Origin of the sequence: Hydrotalea lipotrueae (assembly GCF_019249625.1) — a bacterium.
Classification (GTDB): domain Bacteria; phylum Bacteroidota; class Bacteroidia; order Chitinophagales; family Chitinophagaceae; genus Hydrotalea; species Hydrotalea flava.
The window spans coordinates 200231-227015 of sequence record NZ_JAESDL010000001.1 but is presented as its reverse complement, the minus strand read 5'-3'; the positions used below and the strand labels follow the sequence as shown (position 1 = coordinate 227015).

Annotated in this window: 28 protein-coding genes; 15 read left to right on the top strand and 13 right to left on the bottom strand. The window is 37.1% G+C overall.

Going from position 1 to position 26785, the window contains the following annotated elements:
- Nucleotides 1-13: 13 nt before the first annotated feature.
- The 12 genes from JK139_RS01055 (at nucleotide 14) to JK139_RS01005 (ending at nucleotide 10240) form a co-directional block, all read left to right on the top strand.
- The gene (locus JK139_RS01055; protein WP_081299007.1) at nucleotides 14-1309 is read left to right on the top strand and encodes a radical SAM protein; all 1296 of its coding nucleotides are present in this window, start codon (nucleotides 14-16) and stop codon (nucleotides 1307-1309) included.
- A gap of 18 nt (nucleotides 1310-1327) precedes the next feature.
- On the top strand, nucleotides 1328-2239 hold the full coding sequence (locus JK139_RS01050) for a DMT family transporter (protein WP_218330380.1): 912 nt from the start codon (nucleotides 1328-1330) through the stop codon (nucleotides 2237-2239).
- A 120-nt stretch (nucleotides 2240-2359) separates the two neighbouring features.
- Nucleotides 2360-2941 carry a hypothetical protein gene (locus JK139_RS01045; protein ID WP_143439408.1) on the top strand — a complete coding sequence of 194 codons (582 nt, stop codon included), beginning with the start codon at nucleotides 2360-2362 and terminating at the stop codon, nucleotides 2939-2941.
- 135 nt (nucleotides 2942-3076) lie between these two features.
- Nucleotides 3077-3211, top strand: a complete 135-nt coding sequence (locus tag JK139_RS15600; RefSeq protein ID WP_262900152.1) for a hypothetical protein — start codon at nucleotides 3077-3079, stop codon at nucleotides 3209-3211.
- Nucleotides 3212-3248: 37 nt separating this feature from the next.
- The gene (locus tag JK139_RS01040; RefSeq protein ID WP_074420206.1) at nucleotides 3249-4472 is read left to right on the top strand and encodes a TCR/Tet family MFS transporter; all 1224 of its coding nucleotides are present in this window, start codon (nucleotides 3249-3251) and stop codon (nucleotides 4470-4472) included.
- 141 nt (nucleotides 4473-4613) lie between these two features.
- On the top strand, nucleotides 4614-5609 hold the full coding sequence (gene pdhA / locus JK139_RS01035) for a pyruvate dehydrogenase (acetyl-transferring) E1 component subunit alpha (protein WP_074420207.1): 996 nt from the start codon (nucleotides 4614-4616) through the stop codon (nucleotides 5607-5609).
- Nucleotides 5610-5656: 47 nt separating this feature from the next.
- Nucleotides 5657-6346, top strand: coding sequence for a tetratricopeptide repeat protein (locus tag JK139_RS01030; RefSeq protein WP_074420208.1), 690 nt, complete (start codon nucleotides 5657-5659; stop codon nucleotides 6344-6346).
- Nucleotides 6346-6855 (top strand): 6,7-dimethyl-8-ribityllumazine synthase, encoded by a 510-nt coding sequence (ribH, locus tag JK139_RS01025; RefSeq protein ID WP_081298999.1) that lies wholly within the window; start codon nucleotides 6346-6348, stop codon nucleotides 6853-6855. The genes JK139_RS01030 and ribH overlap by 1 nt, the downstream gene beginning before the upstream one ends.
- A gap of 3 nt (nucleotides 6856-6858) precedes the next feature.
- Nucleotides 6859-7578, top strand: a complete 720-nt coding sequence (locus tag JK139_RS01020; RefSeq protein ID WP_074420210.1) for a (Fe-S)-binding protein — start codon at nucleotides 6859-6861, stop codon at nucleotides 7576-7578.
- 25 nt (nucleotides 7579-7603) lie between these two features.
- Entirely contained in the window at nucleotides 7604-8023 is a 420-nt protein-coding gene (locus JK139_RS01015; RefSeq protein WP_074417932.1) for an EVE domain-containing protein, read from the top strand.
- Nucleotides 8024-8049: 26 nt separating this feature from the next.
- Nucleotides 8050-8748: an SIR2 family NAD-dependent protein deacylase gene (locus JK139_RS01010; protein ID WP_074417926.1), complete on the top strand. Its 699-nt coding sequence runs from the start codon at nucleotides 8050-8052 to the stop codon at nucleotides 8746-8748.
- A 166-nt stretch (nucleotides 8749-8914) separates the two neighbouring features.
- Nucleotides 8915-10240 carry a hypothetical protein gene (locus JK139_RS01005; protein ID WP_074420211.1) on the top strand — a complete coding sequence of 442 codons (1326 nt, stop codon included), beginning with the start codon at nucleotides 8915-8917 and terminating at the stop codon, nucleotides 10238-10240.
- 6 nt (nucleotides 10241-10246) lie between these two features.
- Here the strand turns inward: JK139_RS01005 and JK139_RS01000 are convergent, their stop codons facing one another.
- Entirely contained in the window at nucleotides 10247-11479 is a 1233-nt protein-coding gene (locus JK139_RS01000; protein WP_074417924.1) for a nucleoside recognition domain-containing protein, read from the bottom strand.
- Nucleotides 11480-11725: 246 nt separating this feature from the next.
- On the opposite strand from JK139_RS01000, the gene ychF reads away from it, so the two are divergent.
- The 3 genes from ychF to JK139_RS00985 all read left to right on the top strand — a co-directional run bounded on the left by ychF (nucleotide 11726) and on the right by JK139_RS00985 (nucleotide 14973).
- Nucleotides 11726-12829, top strand: coding sequence for a redox-regulated ATPase YchF (gene ychF, locus JK139_RS00995; RefSeq protein WP_074417931.1), 1104 nt, complete (start codon nucleotides 11726-11728; stop codon nucleotides 12827-12829).
- Between the two features lie 82 nt (nucleotides 12830-12911).
- Complete coding sequence (locus JK139_RS00990) at nucleotides 12912-14054, top strand: NAD(P)/FAD-dependent oxidoreductase (RefSeq protein ID WP_218330379.1); 1143 nt, start codon at nucleotides 12912-12914, stop codon at nucleotides 14052-14054.
- Nucleotides 14055-14103: 49 nt separating this feature from the next.
- Nucleotides 14104-14973: a glutaminyl-peptide cyclotransferase gene (locus JK139_RS00985; RefSeq protein ID WP_218330378.1), complete on the top strand. Its 870-nt coding sequence runs from the start codon at nucleotides 14104-14106 to the stop codon at nucleotides 14971-14973.
- A gap of 7 nt (nucleotides 14974-14980) precedes the next feature.
- Here the strand turns inward: JK139_RS00985 and hisF are convergent, their stop codons facing one another.
- From hisF to JK139_RS00925, 12 genes are all read right to left on the bottom strand, one after another.
- On the bottom strand, nucleotides 14981-15769 hold the full coding sequence (gene hisF, locus JK139_RS00980; RefSeq protein ID WP_218330377.1) for an imidazole glycerol phosphate synthase subunit HisF: 789 nt from the start codon (nucleotides 15767-15769) through the stop codon (nucleotides 14981-14983).
- Nucleotides 15769-16494 (bottom strand): 1-(5-phosphoribosyl)-5-[(5-phosphoribosylamino)methylideneamino]imidazole-4-carboxamide isomerase, encoded by a 726-nt coding sequence (gene hisA / locus JK139_RS00975; protein ID WP_074417921.1) that lies wholly within the window; start codon nucleotides 16492-16494, stop codon nucleotides 15769-15771. The genes hisF and hisA overlap by 1 nt, the downstream gene beginning before the upstream one ends.
- A gap of 10 nt (nucleotides 16495-16504) precedes the next feature.
- Nucleotides 16505-17092: an imidazole glycerol phosphate synthase subunit HisH gene (gene hisH / locus JK139_RS00970; RefSeq protein WP_218330376.1), complete on the bottom strand. Its 588-nt coding sequence runs from the start codon at nucleotides 17090-17092 to the stop codon at nucleotides 16505-16507.
- Nucleotides 17093-17141: 49 nt separating this feature from the next.
- Nucleotides 17142-17912 carry a tryptophan synthase subunit alpha gene (gene trpA, locus JK139_RS00965; RefSeq protein WP_074417919.1) on the bottom strand — a complete coding sequence of 257 codons (771 nt, stop codon included), beginning with the start codon at nucleotides 17910-17912 and terminating at the stop codon, nucleotides 17142-17144.
- Nucleotides 17909-18364: a GNAT family N-acetyltransferase gene (locus tag JK139_RS00960; RefSeq protein WP_074417918.1), complete on the bottom strand. Its 456-nt coding sequence runs from the start codon at nucleotides 18362-18364 to the stop codon at nucleotides 17909-17911. Before JK139_RS00960 ends, trpA begins: the two co-directional genes overlap by 4 nt.
- A 20-nt stretch (nucleotides 18365-18384) precedes the next feature.
- Nucleotides 18385-19599, bottom strand: a complete 1215-nt coding sequence (trpB, locus tag JK139_RS00955; protein ID WP_074417917.1) for a tryptophan synthase subunit beta — start codon at nucleotides 19597-19599, stop codon at nucleotides 18385-18387.
- A gap of 15 nt (nucleotides 19600-19614) precedes the next feature.
- Nucleotides 19615-20253 (bottom strand): phosphoribosylanthranilate isomerase, encoded by a 639-nt coding sequence (locus tag JK139_RS00950; protein WP_218330375.1) that lies wholly within the window; start codon nucleotides 20251-20253, stop codon nucleotides 19615-19617.
- Nucleotides 20244-21035 (bottom strand): indole-3-glycerol phosphate synthase TrpC, encoded by a 792-nt coding sequence (trpC, locus tag JK139_RS00945; RefSeq protein WP_218330374.1) that lies wholly within the window; start codon nucleotides 21033-21035, stop codon nucleotides 20244-20246. Before trpC ends, JK139_RS00950 begins: the two co-directional genes overlap by 10 nt.
- Nucleotides 21036-21080: 45 nt before the next feature.
- Nucleotides 21081-22076, bottom strand: coding sequence for an anthranilate phosphoribosyltransferase (gene trpD / locus JK139_RS00940; protein WP_074417914.1), 996 nt, complete (start codon nucleotides 22074-22076; stop codon nucleotides 21081-21083).
- Between the two features lie 60 nt (nucleotides 22077-22136).
- Nucleotides 22137-22787 (bottom strand): anthranilate synthase component II, encoded by a 651-nt coding sequence (locus JK139_RS00935; RefSeq protein ID WP_228733071.1) that lies wholly within the window; start codon nucleotides 22785-22787, stop codon nucleotides 22137-22139.
- Between the two features lie 19 nt (nucleotides 22788-22806).
- Entirely contained in the window at nucleotides 22807-24231 is a 1425-nt protein-coding gene (locus JK139_RS00930) for an anthranilate synthase component I family protein (protein WP_074417913.1), read from the bottom strand.
- A gap of 232 nt (nucleotides 24232-24463) precedes the next feature.
- A complete protein-coding gene (locus tag JK139_RS00925) occupies nucleotides 24464-26674 on the bottom strand; it encodes an alpha-N-acetylglucosaminidase (protein ID WP_218330373.1) in 2211 nt (736 codons plus the stop codon).
- Nucleotides 26675-26785 lie beyond the last annotated feature (111 nt).

The following is a 26785-nucleotide window of genomic DNA, read 5'->3' as shown; positions in this document are numbered from 1 at the left end:
AACGAAATTACACATGTTACAACAATCGCCTTTTTTATTGTATTCAGATGGTAATGGCAATATTTTTGAAGATGAAACCCTTTTTGCAACCGGACGTGCTGGTTGGGATGCATTTCAGGTGCCGGTAGAAGACTGGATAACCTTACCTGAAGGAGGTAACCTGTATGAATTACCACAACGTAGGGGCATTGGCGTTGATATAAAAACCGGTGAAATGCGATTGTGTGAAAAAGGCTGGGCGGTTGCGGCGTTTATTCCACCCGCACATACAGGATTATTTTTGGCTGCCTACGAATCGTTTCCCGATGCGCCCACCCTTCCATTATTCTGCTATACTGCAGCAGGTTGGTATAACAATACCATTTATGTACCTGCTATCAGAATTGAGAAAGATATTCGCCAGGAATGTGCAGGATATGATGAAAAACTGATTCAAACCGGCGCTAATCAATTACTGAAAAATTATCCGAGAAACAGGTTAGTACAACATTTAATGAATAATTGTTGTAATACCTATCACTGCCCCGCTGCCAGAAATTTTGCTTTGGGAAGATGGGAATGCCCTGTGCCTACCTCTCCGGCTTGCAATGCCAATTGCATTGGCTGTATTTCTTTTCAACCGGAAGAAGAAACTATTGTTTCAACCCAGGATCGGTTAACTTTTAAACCTACTGCTGCAGAAATTATTGAATTTACGGTACCCCATTTGCTACAAGCCCCCTATCCTATTGTAAGCTTTGGGCAGGGTTGCGAAGGTGAACCTTTATTGATGTGGGAAACCATTCGTGATGCCATCATTGAAATCAGAAAGCATACCTACAAAGGCAGTATTAATATCAACACAAATGGCTCTAAACCCGATGCAGTGGCCGAATTATGCAAAGCCGGTTTAAACAGTATTCGGGTGAGCACCAACTCTGCACAAAAAAGTATTTATACCAGCTATTATCGACCCAATAATTATGCATTTGAAGATATTATTGAAAGCTTGAAAACAGTTCGCCAATTTGGAGGATGGAGCAGTATTAATTATTTTGTTTTTCCCGGCGTAACTGATACTGTTAAAGAATATGAGGCTTTAAGAAAATTGATCCAAACTACAAAACTCAATATGATACAATGGCGTAATTTTAATATTGATCCCGACTGGTATCTGGGTCAAATTAATATGGTCGAAACAGGCGAAATGCTGGGCATTAAACAATTGCAACAATTAATACATGAAGAATTTCCGGAAGTAAAATTCGGTTATTTCAATCCTCCCATTGAGCGAATAAAAGGCAATTACGAAAAAGATTTTGCCCATTAATGAATGTATGAATCTCAAATGAGTAACAAAAAAGTTCTGGTAGGTTTTTCTGCTGCAATATTTGCAGTGGTATTGTGGTCTGGCAATTTTATTGTTGCAAGAGGATTGGCAAAATCAATTCCACCGGTACAATTAAGTTTACTACGATGGTGTACCGCCTCCATTCTTTTATTACCATTTGCATATGCAAAAACCAAACAACAATGGAACCTCATTATTCAACATCGCCGTTATCTTTTGGGTACTGCATTTATTGGAATTAGTTTATTTAATACACTGCTTTATTTTGGTGGTCATTATACACAAGCCATCAATCTTGCCATCATCGGAACTTCGGCATCACCGGTTTTTTCTACTTTTTTAGCCGCTATTTTTTTAAAAGAAAAAATTGGTATAGCCAGAATAACGGGCATGCTTTTATGTTTATGGGGTGTATTATTTTTAATGACAAAAGGTAACTGGCAACATTTACAGTTGTTAAAATTTTCAACAGGCGATATTTGGGTTTTCTTAAGCGCACTTTTATTTGCAGTATATACCATTATGGTAAAGAAAAAACCTGCACCCCTTGATGCAACGGTATTTCTTTTCACAATAATAACAGCCGGAACCCTGCTACTAATTCCATTATTATGGATTCAACCATTTTTTTTGCAACAAAAAATGATATGGACTCCAAATACCATTTGGATAATTCTTTATTTGGGCTTAGGCGCATCTGTTCTGGCTTATTTAAGCTGGAATAAAGCGATACCCTTGTTGGGTGCGGCAAGAACGGCCTTATTGGGCAATTTAATTCCGGTACTAAGTACTGTTGAAGCCGTTATTTTTTTGGGTGAAGCCTTCAGTAACATTCACTTAATAAGCAGTATCATTATTATTGCAGGCATAATTATTGCCAATTTACCAAGACTCAAAAAAGAAATTTAAATAAGCGTGAATGCACAACTGCTATTGATGAATTTTTAACAAATTTTCTCAATCATGGGCTAAACCTTTATGTACAAAAACAGTCTTTACAGGCACGTTTTCATTGCAAAAAAATTTATTATGCTTTATAAAAAAATATTCAATACTATTTTAATAGCTATTTTATTTGCTGCCTGTTCTACCCCTAAAACATATTTTACTGCTGCTATCCGCTCTCAATTAGCAGCTAATCATCAACCACTTGATAAAATTCAATTTTATAATGACAGGAATATTGTGTTAAGAAGAGATGTAAAAACCGGTGAAGCTAAAGTAAATGATGGTAAAGTAGTTTTGGAAAATGGCCGTAATGTAAATATTATTACATTAAAGAAAAATACGCCTGGTGTTTGTGTATTACAACGGAACAATATTGTAGGCATTGCATTTGAACAAGACAACAATAATTTTATCACTTTTGGCAAAACCAAACAGGCTCGGCCCAACGATCCCTATCGTATTTTAGCAAATGAATGGATCAATGAATATGGCGTAATTAATTATGATGGCCAACCATACCACATTGAGCCCGCAGGTACCGAAGCGAGTATTATGATTAAATCTAAAATTCTACGTAAACTCAATATTAGTCAACGCGAAATGAAAGGAAGAAAAGTAAATGATAATGATATGAGTAATCATACAGCAACTGAAAATAAATAAGCTGTGTAATTTCTTGCATTCTTATATAAACTACACCCTGAATGCAGTTTAACCTGCTATTTAAATTTGTTTTATTCCGACCAACTAACTTACCGGGAGGATTTCAGATGGCTCAAAAAAAACAACAAATCGGATATGATTTTATATCTGCAAGCTTTTGCTGCATTGCTTGAAGAAAAATTAACCGAGTATACCAATATTTCGGATGTATTGCAGGCATCAGCAAAACAAGCCTATTCCAATCTATTAAAAAAGATTGATTCAGGATAGATAATTTACTGTTATTTTGCTGCCACATTTTCACTTCATGGCAAAAGACAAAAAGCAGGCGGCATTGGGTTTTATTTTTATTACATTATTAATAGATGTTACCGGTTTTGGCATCATTATTCCCGTATTGCCCAAGCTCATTGAGCAACTTATTCATGGTAATTTAAGCCAGGCATCGAATTACGGTGGCTGGTTATTGTTTGTATATGCTGTGATGCAATTCATTTTTGCCCCCATTCTAGGCAATTTAAGTGACAGATATGGCAGGCGTCGTATTTTATTATTTTCTCTTTTTGGTTTTGGAATGGATTATTTGTTACAAGGCTTTGCACCCAATATATTCTGGTTATTTGTGGGCAGGTTTATTGCAGGCATAACCGGGGGTAGTTTTACCACAGCATCTGCTTATATTGCCGATATCAGTACTCCTGAAAAAAGAGCGCAAAACTTTGGAATGATTGGTGCAGCATTTGGCTTAGGTTTTATCATAGGACCTGTTTTAGGTGGTATTTTAGGTCATTACGGACCAAGAGTACCTTTTTTCGCAGCAGCTGTTCTGGCTTTTGTTAACTGGCTATATGGCTATTTTATTCTTCCTGAATCATTGCCTGCCGAAAACCGCCGAAAATTTGAATGGAAACGCGCCAATCCTTTGGGTTCACTGGTTCAATTAAAAAAATATCCGGTTATTTCCGGTTTGGTTTTCTCCATTACATTGTTGTACATTGCCGGCCATGCTGTACAAAGTTGCTGGAGCTATTATACTATGAGTAAGTTTGGCTGGGATGAACAAATGGTTGGCTATTCTCTCGGTTTCATCGGGTTAATTGTTGGCATTGTGCAGGGTGTTTTAATACGTTCCATTATACCCAGATTAGGTCAGGAGAAAAGCATATACATTGGATTAAGTTTATATGCAGTAGGTTTTCTTTTGTTTGCATTTGCCTCAACTACCTGGATGATGTTTGTATTTATGATACCCTATGCGCTGGGTGGTATAGCCGGCCCATCTATACAAGGTATCATCTCAAACCATGTTCCACCCAACGAGCAAGGCGAATTGCAGGGAGCATTAACCAGTTTAATGAGCGCCACTTCCATCATTGGCCCATTAATGATGACACACATCTTCGCTTATTTCACTTCCTCAAAAGCACCGGTGCATTTTCCGGGAGCAGCCATGTTATTGGGCGCCTTACTTACTTTTATCAGTACAGCGTTCGCTTATCGAACACTTAAAGCGGAAAAAACAGACCAATAAAATATTTGTGCTCTCACGGTAACAAATACATTTCTAAAATTTAGATAGAGCGACTCTTTCATTCACTGAAATTCACTTAAAATATTGCCCTCTGTAATTTACATTCTAAGTACTATATTTGCCCCTCAAAATTAAGTAGCAGTGGCAACAAAATTTACGAAAGAAACATACCTATACTGGTACGAATTAATGCAATTGATTCGCCAGTTTGAGTTGAAAGCAGAAGAAATGTATAAAATGGCCGGAAAAATCAGAGGTTTTTTTCATGCCTATGTAGGCCAAGAAGCTATTGCAGCCGGCTGTATGACAGCAACTACGCCCGATGATCCATTCATTACCGGATACAGAGACCATGGCTGGGCATTAGCAAAAGGAGTATCACCCAATGCCTGTATGGCGGAATTATATGGAAAAGCTACCGGTTGTTCTAAAGGAAAAGGTGGCAGTATGCACTTTTTTAGTGTTGAACATAAATTTTATGGCGGTCATGGCATTGTAGGTGCACAAATTGCTACCGGTGCAGGTCTAGCCTTTGCTGAACAATACCGTGGCACCAATAATGTTGCCTTATGTTTTTTTGGCGATGGTGCTGCCCGTCAGGGAATTTTACATGAAACATTTAATCTGGCTATGCTGTGGAAATTGCCTGTTATTTTTATTTGTGAAAACAACAACTATGCAATGGGCACTTCTGTTCAACGCACATCAAATGTTGTTGACATTTATAAATTAGCAGATAGTTATGATATGCCCGGCGATAAAGTAGATGGTATGATTCCGGAAGATGTACACGAAGCCGTAGCCCGTGCCGTAAAACGTGCCCGTGAAGGCGGTGGCCCTACTTTGTTAGAAATGAAAACATATCGATACAAAGGTCATTCTATTTCTGACCCCCAGAAATACCGTACCAAAGAAGAAGTAGATGAATACAAAAATCAGGACCCCATTCACAAGGTTTTACAAACCATCTTAACCAATAAATTTGCTACACAGGAAGAGATTGATGCCATTGATGCTAAAATTGCCCAGGTTGTTGAAGCCTCCGTACAATTTGCCGAAGAAAGTCCATTCCCCGATGATAGTGAAGTTTACAAAGATGTATATGCAAACGACAATTATGTTTTTGATATTGATTAATTAAAACAATAACACAATACAACTTAACACTTAAACCCACTATTGTAATGAGTGAACATACACACCAACACGTTGAAAAAGACCCATTATTAAAAGCTGAATATTTTTGGAATAAATATTCAAAACAAATTACCATTGCCGTTATTGCAATTATTGTTGTGGCGGGTGGATGGTATGGATACAATCAATACATTGTTAAACCCAAAGAAGAAAAAGCAGCAGAAGCTATTTATAAAGCACAGGAATATTTTGCTCAGGATTCTTCTAATCTGGTATTAAACGGTGACGGATTTAACAAAGGTGTTCTTTATATCATTAAAAACTATGATGGTACAAAATCAGCCAATTTAGCTAAATATTATGCAGGTATCAGTTACCTTAAATTAGGCAATTTTGCAAATGCTGTAAAATACCTGAAAGAATTTTCAACCGATGCCCTGCAAATTCAGATGTCTGCCTATGGCGCATTGGCTGATGCTGAAGCTGAATTAGGAAAAAATGATGATGCCATTCAAGATTATAAAAAAGCCGGAACCACTTTCCCTAAAGATGCGTTCTCCTCTTCTGAATACCTGTTCCGCGCAGGTTTATTAAGCGAAACATTAGGTAAAACGAAAGATGCCATTGAATTCTATAAAGAAATCAAATCAAAATACCCGCAAACCGATAAAGGCCTTCAGGCCGATAAATACATTTATAGATTAAGCATCGAAAAAAATGATTTAAGCGTAAAATAATGACTGCAAAAGGAAATACAACATTACATAAAGGCATCCCCGTAATAAAGGATGCCTTTGTATTATTGGTTAAAACCGAATGGAATGCACCTATTGTTGATGCATTGGAAAAAGGTTGTATCAAAATTTTAAAAGCCAATCATATTGGTTATAAAGTGATGACGGTACCTGGCGCCATTGAAATCCCATTTGCTATTCAACAACACTTCGACTTTACTGTTAATATACCCGATGCTTATATTGCATTGGGAACGGTAATAAGAGGCGATACACCACACTTCGATTATGTTTGCAAGTATGTAACCGAAGGTATATTACAACTGAATTTGAGTTTAGCAAAACCGGTAATTTTCGGTGTACTAACAGTTGAAAATGAACAACAGGCCAAAGAAAGAATTGGCGGAATACATGGCCACAAAGGAGAAGAAGCGGCCATTACAGCCATTAAAATGATTGATTTAAACAGAAAGATTCAGGCCCAGCAGTTTGAGTTTGATATAAAGTATTAGGAAATGAATGTGCAATTGTTTATACCATGTTTTATTGACCAGTTGTATCCGCAGGTTGGTTTCAATATGGTAAAAGTACTGCAAAAAGCAGGATGCACGGTTCATTACAATACCAACCAAACCTGTTGCGGCCAACCGGCTTTTAATGCCGGATTTTGGGGCGAATCAAAAGAAGTTTGTTCAAAATTTATCAAAGATTTTTCAGGAGATGAATTTGTTGTTGCACCCAGCGCCAGTTGTATAGGTTTTGTAAAAAATTACTATCCCAAACTATTTGAAAACACTTCTATGCACAACGAGGTAAAATCATTAACTGAAAAAGTGTATGAGTTTAGTGATTTTTTGGTAAATATTGTAAAGATAGAATCTTTTGGTGCCAGTTTTCCTGCAAAAGCAACGTATCACGACAGTTGTGCAGCCCTTCGGGAATGTGGATTGAAACAGGAACCCAGAAAATTATTGCAGCAGGTAGCCAGATTAGAATTGGTTGAAATGAAGGATGTAGAAACCTGTTGCGGATTTGGCGGAACCTTTGCCGTAAAATTTGAACCCATCAGCGCAGCTATGGGCGATCAAAAAATAAGCAATGCACTTGCTACAGAAGCTGAATACATTATTAGCACCGATATGAGTTGCCTAATGCACCTACAGGGCATAATTAACTATCAGCAAAAACCCATTCAGGTAATGCATTTGGCCGATGTGCTGGCAAGCGGTTGGTAAACTTAGTCAGTTAAAAAATGATATTATGCAATACTGGTTAGTAAAATCAGAACCTTTTAAATACAGTTGGGAACAATTTGAAAAAGATGGACAAACCTTTTGGGACGGCGTGCGTAATTATGGCGCCCGTAACAATTTAAAAGCCATGAAAAAAGGTGATTTAGTGCTTTGGTACCATAGTAATGAAGGCTTGGAAATTGTAGGAATTGCACAGGTAATTAAAGAATATTATCAGGACCCCACTACTGCTGAACCTGCATGGGTAGTGGTTGATTTGAAACCTTTTCAAAAACTTAAAAAACCGGTTTCACTTGCACAGGTAAAAGCAGATGAACGTTTAACAAATATGGATTTGGTTCGCTTGGGTAGACTTTCCGTTCAAACCGTAAAACCGGAAGAATGGAAGGTCATTATGCAATTAAGTGAAACCAAACTAAAAAAATAACGGTATCGCATTTACATTTATTCATAATGCTTAAACCTAATATTGTTGTACTAACCGGAGCCGGTGTTAGTGCCGAAAGTGGATTAAAAACCTTCAGAGATGCTGATGGGCTTTGGAATGGTTATGATATCAACGAAGTAGCCACACCACAGGGGTTTGCAAAAAATCCAGCGCTTGTGCTCAATTTTTATAACCAGCGAAGAAAAGATGTGGCCAATGCACAACCCAATGCTGCACACTATTTCCTTGCATCGTTGCAAGAACAATATTCCGTTCAGATTATTACGCAAAATATTGATGATTTACACGAACGAGCCGGAAGTAAAAATGTATTACACCTGCATGGCGAAATTTTTAAAATGCGTAGCATTGCCAACCCCTTCCTAACCTACCCCATTCATGGTGATATTCATTTGGGTGATCTTGCACCAGATGGAACACAACTCAGGCCATTTATTGTTTGGTTTAATGAAGAAGTACCCTTACTGGGAAAAGCGGCAGAATGGGTTGCCGCAGCAGATATATTGATCATTATTGGCACTTCCTTACAAGTATACCCGGCAGCAGGATTAATCAACTTTGTTTTGACCGGTACACCTATTGTAATTATTGATAAAAATATACCCCCTTTCCCTTCAAAAAAGAATATCATTACAATTGAGCAGCCTGCTACCAAAGGTGTTGAAAGTTTGCCGGCCGTACTTGAGGCGCTTAGCGATTCCTAAGTATGTTTTGCCAGGTTAAATTGTTAAAAACTGTTGGTAACAGTATACAAACATAAAATTGATTGTAACATTGCATATAACATCCGGCCGATATCAATTTTTTATTTGAACAATTCTGAAGAATACATTATCAATAATAACATTCTGATTATCTAAGGCATCATCCATGAAAAAAATCATTCTCAGCATCATACTGTTTGTATTTGTTACCGGAAATCTGCTTGCACAAAGAAAAGCAACAGCATCTTTACTGGAGTTAGAACACTTTATTCAGCAAAATAAACAATTGGTAACAGATACAACCAACCCATTTTTATCGATGTTAGAAAAAGGACGCATCCAATATTTTAAACCATTATACAAAGCTTTTGTACTAAAAAATGAATTAATTGACACGCATGGTTTACCGGCCTATAACGAAGATGTAGCGCAGGCTTTGGCATTTGCAGGTGATTATCAGTCAGCTTTGTATTATCAGGAACAAGCTTCTGAACCACTGCCCGACAGCTATATTAACACGGTTACAAAAAAGGTGGAAGCATTGAACAATCTTCAAATGGTTCCCGCCATTCCATTTATTTTAAAGCAAGCAGGAAATCGTTCCATTGTTTTAATAAATGAATCGCATAGCAAACCACAGCACAGAGCTTTTGCCATTGTGTTGTTAGAAGGATTGTATCAGCAGGGTTTTAGATACTTAGCTATGGAAACTTTAAATCCTTATAAAAATGCATCTTTAAAACAACTTACCGTACAAACAGGATATTATACTTCCGAGCCGGTTTGTGGTGAATTGGTGAGAAAAGCATTGCAAATGGGATTTACATTATTGCCTTATGAAGATGAGAATGCCAACCGGCTCAGCAACAATCAGCGTGATTCAATGCAGGCCGTTCATTTAGCTCAATTTATGAAAAAACATCCATCTGAAAAAATTGTCGTGTTGGCCGGGTATGAACACACAGCTCAATTGGCATGGGATCGTGAAAGTATTCCCATGGCAGTGTATTTGCGCTATTTATCCGGTATAAAACCTTTGAGTATTGACCAGACTGAAATGACCGAGGGTAGTAATTCTGATTATGGCCGCTTGTATTATGCTGCATTCGTTCATCAACACAATATTAAACAAACGGTAATTCCTTTGCGTAACAATATACCGGTACAATTGTTAGATTCGGGAGTGTATGATATGTATGTTGTACACCCACCTACCAAATACCAGGATGGCAGACCTGCCTGGTATAATTTTAATAACACCAGAAAAGAGATACCTGTTTCACCCGCATACAAAACACTCTTCTTTGTTCAGGCATTTTATAAAAACGAATGGGGCGAAAAAGAAGAGGGAATTTATATACCTGCAGACCAAACTTTTGTAAATGCAGAAAATGGTTTTTACTACCTGTATTTATATCCGGGAAAATACCAAATTGTATACCGCGATAAAGCCTACGCAATATTGGGTACCAAAGAAATTACAGTACAGTAGTGATAATTATCTAAAAAAGATATATCCAATAATAATGGCTGCTATAACACCAATAAAATCAGCCAGCATGCCGGCCCAAATTGCATAACGTACTTTTTTAATACCCACACTTCCAAAATACAGGGCTATTATGTAAAAAGTAGTATCTGCTGATCCCTGAAAGGTAGATGCCATTCTGCCCACAAAAGAATCAGCACCATGCGTTTGCATTACATCCAACATTAATCCACGTGCACCACTGCCGCTAAATGGCTTCATAATGGCAACGGGCAAAGCAGGTGTAAAATCGGCATTAATGCCCAATAATTGAATGCCGTGTGTTAACACATCTACCAAATAACCTAAGGCACCACTATCTCTAAATACCCGTATTGCAACCAACATACCAACTAAATATGGAATAATTTTCAACACCACATCAAATCCATTTTTTGCGCCATCAATAAAAGCATCAAATACATTTATTTTTTTCCATAAGCCTCCAATAATAATCAGTACAACAATCAGCATTAACAATAAATTACCCGATACCTTACTAAAAACGGCTTTATCGGGCGCAGATAATCCATTTACCCAAAACAATAATGCACCCATTATGGCCAGCAGGCAAGCCAGCCACGTTACCAAAACCATATCCCATTTTAGTTTTTGCCAAAACCCAACAATAATAATAGACGCCATTGTTGCAACAACTGTAGCCAATACACAAGGTATAAATACACTGGCCGGTTCATGCGAACCTGCCGCCAAACGATAGGTAAGAATAGATAAAGGAATAATGGTTAATCCGCTGGTATGCAGCACTAAAAACATAATTTGTGCATTGGTGGCTTTTTCTTTTACCGGGTTTAGCGTTTGCAAACTTTCCATTGCTTTTAACCCAAAAGGAGTTGCAGCATTATCTAACCCCAACATATTGGCAGAAAAATTCATCACCATCTCACCCATTGCCGGGTGCCCATCCGGCACTCCGGGAAATAAGCGCTTCATAAAAGGATTTAATATTTTCGATACAAATCGGATAGCACCTGCCCTTTCTGCAATATTCATCAATCCTAAAAAAAACACCATGGTTCCTGCCAGAGGAAATGCCACATCAATTACAGAACCTTTGGCAGTATCAAACATTCCATCCACCAATGTTTTAAAAATTTCGGTATCATGTAAAAAAATAAATCTATACAATGCAATTACAAATGCAATCAGAAAAAAAGCAATCCATACAATATTCAACGCCATTTTATAAAGGTTTTAATACAATCAATGAATGTAAAGCCTGATTTTACAGTTAAACTGTGCTATTATCCCAACTTTTTATCAAAATTTCAAATACTTGTTTAAAATAGGCTCTTCCAAATTTTCATTGAAAATAAGCATTCTGTAAATATGAATAAGACCTTACTTTTGCGGCTTAATAGAACAAATTACTTTGCTGTAATTAAACCTGTTCGGGAGCTAGTTACAGTTATACTAAAACAAAAAACAATGGCTTTACAAGCAGGAATTGTAGGATTACCCAACGTAGGAAAATCAACTTTATTTAATGCCGTTACCAACAGTGCCAAGGCGCAGGCCAGTAATTATAGGTTTTGCACCATTGAACCCAATGTAGGTTTGGTAGATGTACCCGATGAACGTTTACAACATTTGGCCGCTTTAGTAAATCCCAATAGAATTGTACCCACACAGGTAGAAATAGTAGATATTGCAGGTTTGGTAAAAGGTGCCAGTAAAGGAGAAGGCCTGGGCAATAAATTTTTAGGCAATATTCGCGAAGTAGATGCGATTATACACGTTATCCGTTGTTTTGAAGATGAAAACGTGTTAAGAGAAGAAGGGGCCATTAACCCCATTTCCGACAAAGAAATTATAGATACAGAACTACAATTAAAAGATTTAGAAAGTGTAGAGAAAAAAATTCAGAAAACGGAAAAGTTGGCTCGTGTAGGTTCCGAAACCAAAGCGCAGGCAGAGTTAAAAACGCTTTTACAATGTAAAGCACATTTGGAACAAGGAAAAAGCATACGTTCATTACAACTTTCAAAAGAAGAAAAAACAGCTATTGATGATTTGTTTTTGCTAACCGACAAACCAGTTTTATATGTAGCAAATGTAGACGAGGCCAGTATGCATACCGGCAATAAATATTCTGATATTTTACTGAAAGCCGCCAATGAAGAGGGTGCTCAGATGATTATTATGAATAATGCCATTGAAGCAGATATTGCAGCGATGGAATCGGCAGATGACCGCCAATTATTTATGGAAGAATACCACATGAAAGAACCGGCGCTAAACCGATTAATTCAAAGTGTATATAAACTTTTGAATCTGGAAACTTATTTCACGGTTGGCGTTCAGGAAGTAAGAGCATGGACCATACATGTGGGCTGGAAAGCACCGCAAGCTGCCGGTGTTATACACAGTGATTTTGAAAAAGGCTTTATTAAAGCGGAAGTAATTGCTTATGAAGATTTCATAAAATATGGTAGTGAGGCCGCCTGCCGCGATAATGGCAAACTAAGAATTGAAGGAAAAGAATACATTGTTAAAGATGGCGATATTATGCACTTCAGGTTTAATGTTTAACGCTTAGAAATAGCATCAATTCAACTTCTAAATGCTTTCTTAAAATGTAAGTATTTGATGTGATGTTTTGTACATTTGATAAATGCAAGCAAATATTTCAATTTGGGAAAAAGAAAGTTTTTTTGCACCTCAGGATGTAATTATTGTGGGCGGTGGATTAATGGGTTTATGGACCGCCATTGCATTGATAGAAAATGCACGTACTTTACGCGTTACCATACTTGAAAAAAATATTACCCCACTAGGTGCTTCTACCCGAAATGCCGGTTTTGCCTGCTTTGGCAGCCCAACAGAATTACTGCAAGATGCACAAAAACTGGGAGAATCGGCCATGTTAACTATAACAGAAAAGCGATTTAGAGGGATAGAAAAAATCACACATTATATTCCTAAAAATCAAATTGAATACGATCCCTGTGGTGGTTATGAATGTATTACTAATGATCAATTAAAATTAGATACGATTGCAGATAGCATTGCCTATCTCAATAAATTACTGGCGCCCATTACAGGAACGAAACGCACATTCATTAGAAATGATGCTGCACTCTCCACTTTAGGCTTACAACATTTTGATGCGCTGATTCAAAATAAAATGGAGGCCGGATTACATAGCGGTAAATTAGTACAGGCATTACAAACAGAAGCAATAAGCTTGGGTGTACAAATATTAAGTGGTATTGAAGTAACTGAATGTTTGCAACACAACAATGGGGTACAGTTACATACCCGTCAAAATTTGGTATTTACCGCTGAAAAAGTGGTGTTATGTACTAATGCATTTTCAAATAACATTTTTACCGGGCAAACCATTCCCGTAACACCCGGAAAGGGTCAAATTATTCTCACGTCGCCCATCGAAAATTTGCCATTACACGGCACATTTCATTTTGATGCAGGTTTTTACTATTGGCGCAATTTGGGCAACCGTATTTTGCTGGGAGGTGCCAGAAACAAAGCGTTTGAAGAAGAAACCACTACCTCACTTACTACTTCTGCTACCATACAAACTGCATTGGAAGATTTTTTGAAAACACATTTGCACCCTTCCATTCATTATACCATTGAACAAAGATGGAGTGGTATTATGGGCTTTACCGACAGCCATTTACCCTACATTCATTTTATAGAATCCAATATTTTAGCTGCTATTGCCTGCAATGGTATGGGAGTTGCTTTAACACCCATCATTGCAGAAGAGGTTGCTGATAGGTTAATACAATGAAACTAATCCATTCAACATACTTTTCTATTCAAAAAATGAAACCATTACAATGAACATTTCAGAAAAAATTTTTTTTAAAAAAAAAATTCGGTTGATGCGCCCAATCAATATTGTATTGTTTAGTATTTTGCTGTTTTTTACAGCATGCCATAATAACAACGAGAAAGAAAATACCTATCCCACTACTCCTTCCATTCCATCGCTTTCTTATAAAATCATTAGCGTATTGCCGCATGATACTACTTCCTTTACCGAAGGATTAGAGTTTCACAAAGGCTATTTGTACGAAAGTACCGGCGACCCTGATTATGCAGGAAGAAGTAAATTGGCAAAAATAAATACTACAACAGGCATGGATGAACAAAAAATTATTTTAGCACCCGCCTATTTTGGAGAAGGCATTACATTATTGAATAGAAAAATTTATCAACTTACCTATAAAGAACAAAAATGTTTTGTATATGACGCCGCTACTTTTAAAAAATTAAAAGAATTTACTTATCAGGGTGAAGGCTGGGGTATGACCAATGATGGAAAATATTTAATTATGGATAATGGCAGTAATGAGTTGATTTATCGCGATCCGGAAACTTTTAATATTGTAAAAACCGTGCCTGTTACCGGTGTCCCAAAAGATTATAACGGACATGATGTTTTCATTAATGAGTTGGAATATGTAGATGGTTTTATTTATGCCAATTTATATACCATGGATTTTGACCAATTGGTAAAAATTGATCCTGCAACCGGTAAGGTAATGGGTATTTTGAATTTAAACGGATTGTTGGAACGTTATGCCCCACCTGCCGAAACCTCAAAACGTGATGTACTGAATGGCATTGCATACGATAATGCCAATAAAACATTTTATATAACAGGAAAATACTGGCCAAAATTATTTGCCATCCAAATTCAATAACATTATACTACGATCGAATTGGGATATTGCAGCTTTTTAAATATTTTTTTAAATCGGGTATCCCCATTTCTTTGAAATGAAAAATACTGGCGGCCAGCGCAGCATCTGCATGTGCATGGTTGAACACTGCTTCAAAATGTTCCATGGTGCCACCACCGCCACTGGCAATTACCGGTATAGGTAATGCAGTACTGAGCTGTTTGGTAATATCCAAAGCAAAACCTTTTTTAGTGCCGTCGTTATTCATAGAGGTTAATAAAATTTCGCCGGCACCGGCATTATATGCCTGCTGAGCCCATTCCATACAAAGCATTGCTGTTTTAGTTCGGCCACCATTCAAATAAACATACCATTGTCCATCAGCCTCCTGCTTTGTATCAATTGCCAGCACCACAAACTGACTACCAAATTCATTGGCTAATTGTGTAATTAAATCAGGTTGTTTAAATGCAGCTGTATTTACTGAAACCTTATCAGCACCATTGTGCAGTAATATGGATGCATCATTAATAGAACTTACTCCACCGCCCACTGTAAATGGTATATTGATATGCTGTGCAATTCGGTTGGCTAATTCTTTAAACGTTTTGCGTTTTTCAACAGTTGCCGTAATGTCTAAAAAAACCAATTCATCAGCTCCCTGTTGTGCATAAAAAGCACCAAGCTCAACAGGATCTCCGGCATCACGAATCTGCTCAAAATGAATTCCCTTTACGGTGCGGCCATCTTTAATATCTAAACAGGGAATAATACGTTTGGTTAAGCCGGACAATATGGGTTTATTTTTTGTTTCCATTACAATGATGCATTAAAATGAACCAAATCGTTCAATGATATTTTATTTTCATAAATAGCTTTACCTACAATGGCACCGCTGCAACCTATTGCTTTTAAATCAACCAAATCCTGCAATTGGCTGACACCACCACTGGCAATTAAGTGCAAATCAGGCAACGATTCAATCAGATTTGTATACAATTCAATGGAAGGACCTTCCATTCTGCCATCCTTACTTACATCGGTACAAAAAATTTGCTGTACACCCAAGGCAAGATAGGTGGCCATAAAATCTTTTACGGGTAGATCGGTGGTTTCCATCCATCCATGAATGGCAATACATCCGTTTTTTACATCTGCCCCCAATAAAAATTTAGTAACGCCAAATTGCTGTAACCATTCTACAAACAATTCCTTGTTCTTCACTGCTATACTTCCTACAGTAACCAATGCAGCTCCTGATTCTAAAACCACTTGTACATCGTGTGTGGATTTAACACCACCGCCAAAATCAATTATTAAACCGGTTTCGGTAGCTATGGTTTCCAGCACTTTCCAGTTGGAAACTTTACCCATTTTTGCACCATCCAAGTCAACCAGATGTAATCGTTGAATACCGGAAGCTTCAAACATTTTGGCAACCTCTAAAGGGTTTTCATTATAAATTTTTTTCTGATCATAATCGCCTTCCGTTAATCGGACGCATTTTCCATCTATAATATCAATGGCGGGAATAATTTGCATAGAATAACTTTTATAATGCGATGAAATTTTTTAAAATCTTTTCTCCAATCTGTGCACTTTTTTCAGCATGAAACTGTACACCATAAAAATTATTTTTATGGATAGCTGAAGCATAAGGTTGTATGTAATTGGTTATAGCAATGGCATACTGATTATGTGGAACATAATAGCTGTGTACAAAATAACAATAACTTTCTTCAGGTACATCTTGCATAAGCGGTGATGATAAATGATAAATGGTATTCCATCCCACCTGTGGTATTTTAAGCATTGCACCACTTTCAAATTTTTTTACCGGTTCATCAAAAACCCCTAAACATGTTGTATTATTCTCTTCCGAATATTTACAAAGCAATTGCATACCCACACATATACCCAATACAGGTTGTTTCAATTTGGGAATTAGAAGATGCAAATTATTTTGCTGCAAACTTTTCATGGCACTGCTTGCCTCTCCTACTCCGGGGAAAATAATTTTATCTGCACTCAGTATGGTTGCATGATCATTAGAGAGTATGGTTTTAATACCAATTCTTTCCAACGCATACCGCACACTTTGAATATTGCCTGCATTGTATTCTATAATTACAACTTTCATGAATGCTAACTATTTATGGTATAAAAAACAATTTTCACGCTCAAAAAAACTATTTGATAATGTTTTGTAAAAAGTTTTTTGTGCCGGTTTCAATATCAACTGAACTCGACAAAGCCTTAATATAAGCACTACCTATAATGGCGCCATTGCTGTACTTACAAGCAGCAGTAAATGTTGCATGGTCTTTTATGCCAAATCCAACCATAATTGGATTTTTTAAATGCATTTGCTGTAAGTTTTGCAAATATTTTTCTACTTCTGCAAAATTTTTATCATTTCCTGTGGTTGCAGATGAACTAACTGCATATAAAAATCCTGAACTTAATGCATCTAATTTTTTGATTCTTGTTTCAGAGGTTTCAGGGGTTATTAAAAAAATAAAATCTAAACCATATTTTTTTATCATGGCTCCGTACATGGTTTCAAATTCGTATTCCGGTAAATCGGGGAGAATTAATCCATCTACACCCACTTCCACAGCTTTTTGGCAAAAAGCTTCAAAGCCATATTGCAAAATCGGATTCATATAACCCATTAAAATAATGGGCACATGAATGGTGTTTCGGCAATCCTTCAATTGTTCAAATAATACCTGAATGGTCATGCCATTTTGAAGTGCAATACTGCTGCTTTCCTGAATAATAGGGCCATCTGCTAAAGGATCACTGTAAGGCATACCCAATTCAATTAAATCTGCACCGTGGTTTTGTAATGCCTGCATTACTGTTAAAGTACTATTTAATTCAGGATAGCCGGCCGTACAATACACATTGAGTACATTGTTTGATTTTTTTAAGAATACCTCTGTTATTCTACTCATATAGAAAAATATTTTTGCATGTATAATTTTATTGGATCGTTTGTGGGAAAAATCATAAAACCTAATTGCTGATACAATTTTTGTGCTCCGGTATTTAAATGCAATACTTCTAATGCTACTTTCTTTTTAAGCGCTGTTGCTTTAATACACTGTTGATTAATTAAGGTTGTACCAATTTTTTTATTCTGAAATAAGGGATGAATGTATAAACTACTGATGAAAATTTTTTCTGTATCTTCTGCAATTTCTATGGTACCAATGGATTGATTTTGCCATTCAATGATCTGTGTTTGTTCGGGAAGAAAATTATCCCGATGAAACTGCTGTTGAATGACTTCATCCCATCCCCATATTGCATGTACATAATCATACAGCACTGTTTTTTTTAATTCATAAAAGAAAGCACTGTCGTTGATTGTTGCCTGCCTCAGATTCAATTGATGAACATCCATCCTTTTAATTCTTTAAAAAATTAAGCATTTATTTCCATTGCCTGCATGTAAGTAGATAAATCTTTATCCCCTCTCCCACTTAAACAAATCACAATAACATCGGTGGGTTTAAAATGCAATTGATGTAGTGCGGCAAAAGCATGTGCTGTTTCCAATGCGGGGATAATACCTTCCAATTTACTTACTTCAAATGCCGCTTTTAAAGCTTCTTCATCTGTTGCACTTAAAAATGTAGCTCTTCCGGTTTTAAATAAATGAGCATGTAAAGGACCTATTCCAGGATAATCTAATCCGGCTGAAATGCTATGTGGCTCTACCACTTGTCCGTCAATGGTTTGCATCACTAAACTTTTACTGCCATGCAAGATACCCGGTTTACCCAATTGTGTGGTAGCAGCACTCATGCCACTGTTAATACCATGCCCTGCAGCTTCTACAGCAATTAACTGTACAGCAGTATCTTCCAGAAAATGATAAAATGCACCCGCTGCATTACTGCCACCTCCTACACAGGCAATAACATGCGTTGGTAATTCGCTTCCGGCTTTTTCTTTTAACTGCCATCTTGTTTCTTCACTGATAATGCTTTGGAAACGAGCCACCATGTCAGGGTAAGGATGCGGACCAACAACACTGCCAATTACATAATGGGTATCGTTTGGATGATTAATCCAATCGCGAATGGCTTCATTGGTTGCATCTTTTAATGTTTGGCTGCCACTGGTGGCCGGAACCACTTTTGCACCCAGCATTTGCATACGGGCAACGTTAGGGGCCTGACGTTCAATATCTTTTACACCCATATACACAATGCATTCCAACCCTTTTAAAGCACAAACAGTTGCTGTGGCAACACCATGCTGACCGGCGCCCGTTTCGGCAATAATTCGTTTTTTACCCAAACGTTGTGCCAATAAAACCTGCCCTATAGCATTGTTAATTTTATGAGCACCGGTATGGTTTAAATCTTCTCTCTTAAAATAGATATTTGTGTTGAATTGTGCACTGAGGCGTTCTGCTAAAAATAGCGGTGAGGGCCTTCCTACATAATCGTGTAGCAATTGGTTAAATTCTTCAACAAAAGTTTTTTCCTGCATAATTTCCAAATACCTGCTACGCAATTCTTCCACATTTCTGTGTAACATTTCCGGAATATATGCACCGCCAAACATCCCAAAATAACCATTGGCATCGGGATGAGTGAATGATTGATTTTGTTTTTTTTCAGCTATCATAAAAAAAATTTAGAATTAAATATTTGTAACACTGTTTACAAATTCCTGTACCAAAGCTAAGTTTTTTATACCCGGGGCTATTTCAAAACGGCTGTTAATGTCTACCGCAAACAAATCTTTTGCAACGGTATCCTGCATAAAAGCGGCTAAATGATGTACATCTTCAGGCTGAATTCCACCGCTTAAAAAAAATGGTTTTCGAATAGATAAGCCTTTGAGCATATTCCAATTAAATTTTTTGCCGGTACCCCCGTATCCAACACCTTCCGTATCGAATAAAAACATATCCACCACATCTTGATAATCTTTAATTTTCCAAAGAATATTATCCTGCTCGCTGATTCTAAATGCTTTAACCGTAGTAACATAGTTTGAGAGATTTTCGCAGGTACGCGGACTCTCATCGCCGTGCAATTGAACCAGATACAAACCACATTCATCTACCATTTTTAAAACGGTATCTTCTTTTTCATTCACAAAAACGCCCACTTTATTAATATTCCCTTTTATTTTTTTAATTGTATCGGTTGTATTGGTATTCAACACGTAGCGTGGGCTTTTTGGATAGAAAATAAAGCCACAAAAATGCACCCCCAGATCGTTCAATTGACGCACCTGATTCATATCTGTCATACCACAAACTTTTACCCGCATAATTCAGAGTTTAGCTGATGAACAAATTGTGTAAATGCAATTTCCGGAGATGCATGTTTCATAAAATTTTCTCCCATTAAAAATCCTTTAAAACCTGCTAATTTTAATTGTTGAATACTTTCAATACTTGAAATACCACTCTCGGTAATTGCAATTTTATCATCAGGTATTTTGGCAATTAAATGGAGAGATGTTTGAATGTTTACTTCAAATGTTTTTAAATTTCTGTTGTTTACGCCCACTAAATCAACTTCATTACAAATATGTTGCAGCTCATCTGCTCCATGTATTTCTAATAACACTTCTAAGCCTAATTGTTTAGCAACGGTTGCCAATTCTTTTACCTGTTGTGGTGTTAAACAGGCAGCAATCAGCAAAATAACATCGGCACCAATGGCTTTGGCTTCATAAATCTGATAAGCATCTATCATAAAATCTTTTCTTAAAATAGGAACAGGTTGGATGCGTGCCTGTTGCAAATCTTTGAACGAGCCACCAAAAAAAGATGCATCTGTTAATACAGATATGCCGGCTGCATATTTTGCATAAGCACTTGTAACTGTTACTACATCGGCCGTAACATTGATGATTCCTTTTGAGGGTGATTTACGTTTAAACTCTGCTATTATACCACTTGTATTGCCTTTCTGTAAAATTGATTTCAATGAAATAGTATTGCGCCTGAAAAAAGGCATTTGCCGTAAATCATTAATAGATGTTTGCTGCTTTGCCAATGTAACCTCAGCTTGTTTTTTTGCTACAATTGTTTCTAAAATATTCATTGTAAATTTTATTGTTCAACTAATAAAACCAGCGGTTGATGAATGTTATGCTTGCAAACGAATGAGTTGCTGTAAAGTTTGATAGGCCTTACCACTTTCTAAACTCTCAATCGCTGCAAGATATGCATCATCATAACTGTTAAAAGCTTTTGTGGCATGAAGTGCCATTGCGGCATTGGATAGCACCACTGCATTTTGTGCCCAGGTGCCCTCCCCTTTCAAAATATTTAAAAATATTTTAGCTGCCTCTTCAACAGAGTTGCCGCCATAAATATCCTGCGGCTGTACCATTCTTTTACCCAAATTTTCAGGTGTTAAAATTTGTTCACCATTATTGGTAATTACTTTTGTATCGCCGGTTAAAGAAATTTCATCATAACCATCTAAAGAATGTATAATGGTAAACGATTTGTTGGTTTGTTGTAACAGATAATTGTAAATTCTGGCCATTTCTAAATTATAAACCCCTACTAATTGGTAGGCAGGAGAAGCAGGGTTGACCATGGGACCTAACATGTTAAAAAATGTTCTTACGCCAATGCTCTTCCGTAATGGGCCAACCACTTTTAAAGCCGGATGAAATAAAGGTGCATGCAGAAAACAAATATGAACGGTATCTAATTCTTTTTGCAAAGTGGCCACATCATTTTTAAAACGATAACCTAATTGCTCCATAACATTAGATGCGCCACTAATAGAAGTTGCACCATAATTGCCGTGTTTGGCAACTTTTTGGCCAGCACCTGCTGCAATAAAACAACTAATGGTAGAAATATTGAATGTATTTTTTCCATCGCCTCCGGTTCCTACAATATCCAATGTTTGATAATCTTCAAACGGAAGTTGCACACAAAGTTCCAGTAAAGCATCGCCAAAACCCTGTAATTCTTCTATGGTGATGGTACGCATTAAATAAACCGTTACAAATGATGTAATTTCATATTCATTGTACATGCCTTTACTGATGTTCAATAATACTTCTTTTGCTTTTTCCCTGCTGAACGACTTGTATTCAAACAAGTATTGTAAAATCTTCTTCATATTGTATATTTTCAAAAAATAAGATCTGATTAAAAATCAAGGCAGTTAGTTCTATTGGTTTCATGAATGGATTAACCAATTACGGAGAATCTCCTCACCTAAAGGCGTTAGAATACTTTCCGGATGAAACTGAACACCTTGTATATCATATATTTTATGTTGCATAGCCATAATATTTCCTGCATCATCGGTTGCAGTTATCTCCAGCTCTTCCGGTAAGGTTGCCTTATTAATAATCCAACTATGATACCTGCCTGCTTCAATGGTGCGTGGCAAATTTTTAAACCAGCTATTCGGCTTTTGCGTAGCCTGATTGGCAATATGAACCTGCGTAGCTACACCATGAAACACTTTGGTTAAGTTGGTAAGTTTTGCGCCAAATGCTTCACCAATAGCCTGATGGCCTAAACATACTCCTAAAATTGATTTTGTTGCAGCATACTTTTGAATTAAGGGCAATAATAAACCTGCCTCCTCCGGTATGCCGGGACCCGGCGATAAAATGATTTTATCAAATTGTGCTATGGCATCCAATTCAATTTCATCATTTCTACATACGGTTACTTCCTGTTGCAATAGGAATGAAACCATGTGCACTAAATTATAGGTAAACGAATCGTAATTATCAAACACCAATAATTTAGTAGGCTTTATATCTCCTTTCTGCATGGTGCCGGAGCTGTGAAATGGTTGTGCAATTTCAGTATTCATCAATTCAAATAAATTTTAGTTAATGGATGTTGATGTTAGTGGCATATTCAACGGCTTTTTTCAATGCCCCAAGCTTGTTGTTTACTTCCAGTAATTCGCTTTCCGGATTACTTGCGGCAACAACGCCGGCACCTGCCTGATAAAACAGTGTATTGTTTTTACTTAAAAAGGTTCTAATCATAATGGCATGATTGCAACTGCCATCAAACCCTATAAAACCAAGTGCACCACCGTAGTAGCTACGAGATGTTGTTTCCAAACCATCAATTAACTCCATTGCTTTAAATTTTGGTGCACCGCTGAGGGTTCCTGCTGGAAAGGTTTTGGCCAGTAATATAAATGGATTTGCACCTTCGGCAATTTTTCCGGTTACTTCACTCACCAAATGAATAACATGACTGTAATAATGTATTTGACGAAAATGGCTTACCGTTACATCGGTACACAATCTGCTTAAATCATTCCGAGCCAAATCAACCAGCATTACATGTTCTGCATTTTCCTTGGCATCGAGTAATAATTTTTCGGCAGCAATGGCATCTACTGCATCATTCCCTGTTCGCTTAAAAGTTCCTGCAATGGGATGTACAACTGCTTTCCCATCTTTAATAATCAATTGTGCCTCGGGTGATGAACCCATTAATTTATAATCACCATAATCAAAGAAAAATAAATAGGGAGAAGGATTAATGCTGCGTAATGCCCGATATACATTAAACTCATCGCCAATAAAAGTTTGCTGAAACCTTCTGCTTAAAACAATTTGAAATACATCGCCTCTTAAACAATGCTGAATGCCGGATTTTACCATGGCAATATATGCTTCATCTGAAATGTTGGATGTTTCATTGCCTTTAACAGCAAATGGGAAAACCGGTATGTCTTTACTTTGAAGTAAACTTTCAACACGTTCTACTTCCGACTCAATACCTTGTATTTTATTTTCACACAAAAACAATTCATCATTGAAATGATTGATGATGATAATATATTGATAAAAACGATACCGCATTAATGGTATAGCGGGTTGGGTTGTGGCTTCTTTTTTAAATTTGATGGTATCAAAAAAAGGAATAGTATCATAGGACGTATATCCGAAAAAGCCCTGTGCACTTTTTACCGTTTTATTGTCAGCAGGTGCCACTTCAAATCTTTGCATAAAATTCCAAACCACCTCCTGAACCGATGTATTATTATTTAAAGGAATTTTTTCAGGTTGTTCGCCTGGCAACTTAAATTCTATTTGCTGATTAGATGAGATTTCAATACCCGCAAGTGCATTAATGCAAATAAAACTAAAACTATTTTCTGCAACATGATGATCGGTACTTTCCAATAAAATTGTATCTCTGAATTTATCTCTGAATCTTAAATAAATACCAACCGGTGTGTACACATCGGCTAGTAATTTTTTCTCTTCTGTTGTTACCAAAATTTTTTTCATAAAAAATATCTATTTTATATTAAAGCATTTCAATACTGTTTTCTCTGCATGATTCTATTACCTGATTTCAAAAAAAAACCCCAACACAATTGTCGGGGCTTGTATAAATGTACATATGCAATGTGCAAGGCATTATAATCCCCGAAAGAGATTTGAATGCCACCACCACATATTGTTGATTGTATTTTTCATTGCTTTGCGAAGATGATACAGAAATTTGAAACCAACAAAATTATTTTACAGCCATAATTGCAGACGCATATTTTGAATATAACCGTTTGCTTACCTGCATTGTATTACCAATGGGCTGATCCGGAAAATGGAGTTTATTTTCAACCCAGCCCGATTCAAATTCCATGAGTGCCTGATTGAACTTATCCTGATCAAAATTGGTATTATCCTGCATATTTTTTTCAACTGCATCAATAAACATTTTCCATCTTTCACGGTAATAGGTTTGCATTAATCCTGCCCAGGCTCTGTTAGCATAGTCGGTTAAATGTTTACCGGGCTCGCCCCAAACCGTTAAAATTCTTTTTGCATCTTGGGCATAATATTGTTTTTCCTGAGAAGTGGCCGCCATTTTTTCTGCATCTGCAATCCAGCTACCCAACAAAAAATTTTGATTGGTTGCCAGAAGTGTATCCATATCACTCAATAATGCTAACATTTGCTTGCCATACTGTTGAACGGCATCGGTATTGTGTTCGTTATAACTTTTGGTAAAACCATCACGAAGCACAGCAAAATAATTTCCGAGTACCTGCCGGCCGGTATTTACTACATCGTATAAATAAACCGGAGGTATATGTGCATCAACAGGTGCCTGCAATAATAAATGCCAGGCCTCTAATAAGTTTTTGTTATTATATTTAATTTGGGGATCAGTTGTCCAGGTATTGTGTCCAGTAAAAGCCGGACGGGCATTGGTTAAAGTAGCACGCCCTAAACCGGCCCTTTCAGCGTATGTAGTATGTAATAAAATATTCCAGGCTTTTTTTACAAATTCGTTGTTGGATCCATACCGGCTTTTAGCCCAGTTATTTACCCAATTGGCAACATTTACAGGGCCTGAGCTCCAGGCCTTGTCGAATACATATTGATACATGATGGGGTTAACACCAAACCCTTCTAAAGTTGAGCCCAAACCTTTCATATTTGCACCTCCCTTCTGAAAAGTATTTTCCATTCTTTCCTCTATTTCCTCAAGGTTGCCCGACATCATGGTATTGCCGCCAAAATTGCCAAGATAGCACCAGATATAGGGTTGGCCATAAAAGGCATCGGTAAATTTCCATATTTCGGTATTATCACAGTAATAATCTAACAATGTCATTTTACCTTGCGGAACAGCCGTTAAAAAGGCTTTAATACGTTCATCTGTCCATTGTTTACGCTGGTAATAAAAAATCCAGCTCATTTGTAACCACTCTGCTTTGGGATCGGTTTGCAGCATAGATTCATAGATGGTTTTGGCTACTGAAGCCAGATAATTAGGTTCCCAACTGGGAGGAGTTACTTCATTAAATGGATCGGCACCATAAATATGACTGGTGCCCAATAATTTGGTTTGTTCTTCTAAATAAGCTTTTTGTATGGGTTTAAATAAGGAATCAAATGGATCTAAAAAATAACTTTCATATTGTTTACTAAACTCGCCCCACTCACCCAATGAATGAATTTTTGCTTTAGGATAAATGGTGGCAAGTGCCTCAGGAACATGGCCTGCAAATGCAGGTAAAACAGGCTTCATACCCAATTCTTTTTCACGTTGCACAATTTTTTTCTGTAAGACTAATTGTGTGTTGATCCAATGCATGGGCAATGGCCCTTCCCATCTGTCAATATTGGCCATTCTGTGCCAGGGCAAATAGGCGGGGCCGGTAAAAAAACTTCTGATTTGTTGATCTGTTAACCCAAATTTTTTCCATACTTTATACCAAATGGCTTCCTGGCCGGTTATGGCCAAAGGCATATTAATGCCATTTAATGCCATCCAGTCAATAAACCATTGCCAATCTTGCCAACCCCACCAGGGCATGGTATAACCAAATGTGCAGTAATTTAGAAAAAAACGCTCATTACAACGAGCTTTTAGCCCAATGGCTTTATCTAAAACAGGCATTTTTTGCGGCACGGTTACCCCTTCATTTCTGTACCACGAAACATTGGCTAAGCAGGTATTTTTCAAGTAATAGTTTAACCCAGCGGCCATAGCATTGACGTTACTGCCTTTAACAATGAGTTGATTATTTTGCCAATTGATAAAAAAAGAATCAATGGCGCAATGTTCAATTTTTTGAAATTGTATAGCAGCGGCATATTGGGGTACTACTCGTTTAGCCAGTGCCTGTGCAGCAATTATATCAGGCGTGCTTTTGTTTTGCTGTGCATGTACCTGTAAAAAACAACAGATCAATAATAATGAGAACAACCGTTTCATATGTTTCCTTTTTAGAAGTGACTAAAAAATAACACCCAAACTTATAATGGCATGGCTGTGAAACACAAGCAGATAATTTTTTTTCAATAATGAAAAAAGCAGATGTATATT

Coding starts and splice junctions, on each gene's coding strand:
- JK139_RS01010 (WP_074417926.1), top strand. CDS start 8,050: ATGCTTAAACCTAATATTGTTGTACTAACCGGAGCCGGTGTTAGTGCC.
- JK139_RS00985 (WP_218330378.1), top strand. CDS start 14,104: ATGAACATTTCAGAAAAAATTTTTTTTAAAAAAAAAATTCGGTTGATG.
- JK139_RS01030 (WP_074420208.1), top strand. CDS start 5,657: ATGAGTGAACATACACACCAACACGTTGAAAAAGACCCATTATTAAAA.
- trpD (WP_074417914.1), bottom strand. CDS start 22,076: ATGAAGAAGATTTTACAATACTTGTTTGAATACAAGTCGTTCAGCAGG.
- JK139_RS01050 (WP_218330380.1), top strand. CDS start 1,328: ATGAGTAACAAAAAAGTTCTGGTAGGTTTTTCTGCTGCAATATTTGCA.
- JK139_RS00935 (WP_228733071.1), bottom strand. CDS start 22,787: ATGAATACTGAAATTGCACAACCATTTCACAGCTCCGGCACCATGCAG.
- JK139_RS00950 (WP_218330375.1), bottom strand. CDS start 20,253: ATGCGGGTAAAAGTTTGTGGTATGACAGATATGAATCAGGTGCGTCAA.
- JK139_RS01055 (WP_081299007.1), top strand. CDS start 14: ATGTTACAACAATCGCCTTTTTTATTGTATTCAGATGGTAATGGCAAT.
- JK139_RS01045 (WP_143439408.1), top strand. CDS start 2,360: ATGCTTTATAAAAAAATATTCAATACTATTTTAATAGCTATTTTATTT.
- ychF (WP_074417931.1), top strand. CDS start 11,726: ATGGCTTTACAAGCAGGAATTGTAGGATTACCCAACGTAGGAAAATCA.
- JK139_RS01005 (WP_074420211.1), top strand. CDS start 8,915: ATGAAAAAAATCATTCTCAGCATCATACTGTTTGTATTTGTTACCGGA.
- JK139_RS01020 (WP_074420210.1), top strand. CDS start 6,859: ATGAATGTGCAATTGTTTATACCATGTTTTATTGACCAGTTGTATCCG.
- JK139_RS01040 (WP_074420206.1), top strand. CDS start 3,249: ATGGCAAAAGACAAAAAGCAGGCGGCATTGGGTTTTATTTTTATTACA.
- trpA (WP_074417919.1), bottom strand. CDS start 17,912: ATGAGTAGAATAACAGAGGTATTCTTAAAAAAATCAAACAATGTACTC.
- trpB (WP_074417917.1), bottom strand. CDS start 19,599: ATGATAGCTGAAAAAAAACAAAATCAATCATTCACTCATCCCGATGCC.
- JK139_RS00960 (WP_074417918.1), bottom strand. CDS start 18,364: ATGGATGTTCATCAATTGAATCTGAGGCAGGCAACAATCAACGACAGT.
- JK139_RS00930 (WP_074417913.1), bottom strand. CDS start 24,231: ATGAAAAAAATTTTGGTAACAACAGAAGAGAAAAAATTACTAGCCGAT.
- JK139_RS00990 (WP_218330379.1), top strand. CDS start 12,912: ATGCAAGCAAATATTTCAATTTGGGAAAAAGAAAGTTTTTTTGCACCT.
- hisH (WP_218330376.1), bottom strand. CDS start 17,092: ATGAAAGTTGTAATTATAGAATACAATGCAGGCAATATTCAAAGTGTG.
- hisF (WP_218330377.1), bottom strand. CDS start 15,769: ATGGAAACAAAAAATAAACCCATATTGTCCGGCTTAACCAAACGTATT.
- JK139_RS01015 (WP_074417932.1), top strand. CDS start 7,604: ATGCAATACTGGTTAGTAAAATCAGAACCTTTTAAATACAGTTGGGAA.
- ribH (WP_081298999.1), top strand. CDS start 6,346: ATGACTGCAAAAGGAAATACAACATTACATAAAGGCATCCCCGTAATA.
- trpC (WP_218330374.1), bottom strand. CDS start 21,035: ATGAATATTTTAGAAACAATTGTAGCAAAAAAACAAGCTGAGGTTACA.
- JK139_RS00925 (WP_218330373.1), bottom strand. CDS start 26,674: ATGAAACGGTTGTTCTCATTATTATTGATCTGTTGTTTTTTACAGGTA.
- JK139_RS01000 (WP_074417924.1), bottom strand. CDS start 11,479: ATGGCGTTGAATATTGTATGGATTGCTTTTTTTCTGATTGCATTTGTA.
- JK139_RS15600 (WP_262900152.1), top strand. CDS start 3,077: ATGATTTTATATCTGCAAGCTTTTGCTGCATTGCTTGAAGAAAAATTA.
- hisA (WP_074417921.1), bottom strand. CDS start 16,494: ATGCAAATTATTCCCGCCATTGATATTATAGATGGAAAATGCGTCCGA.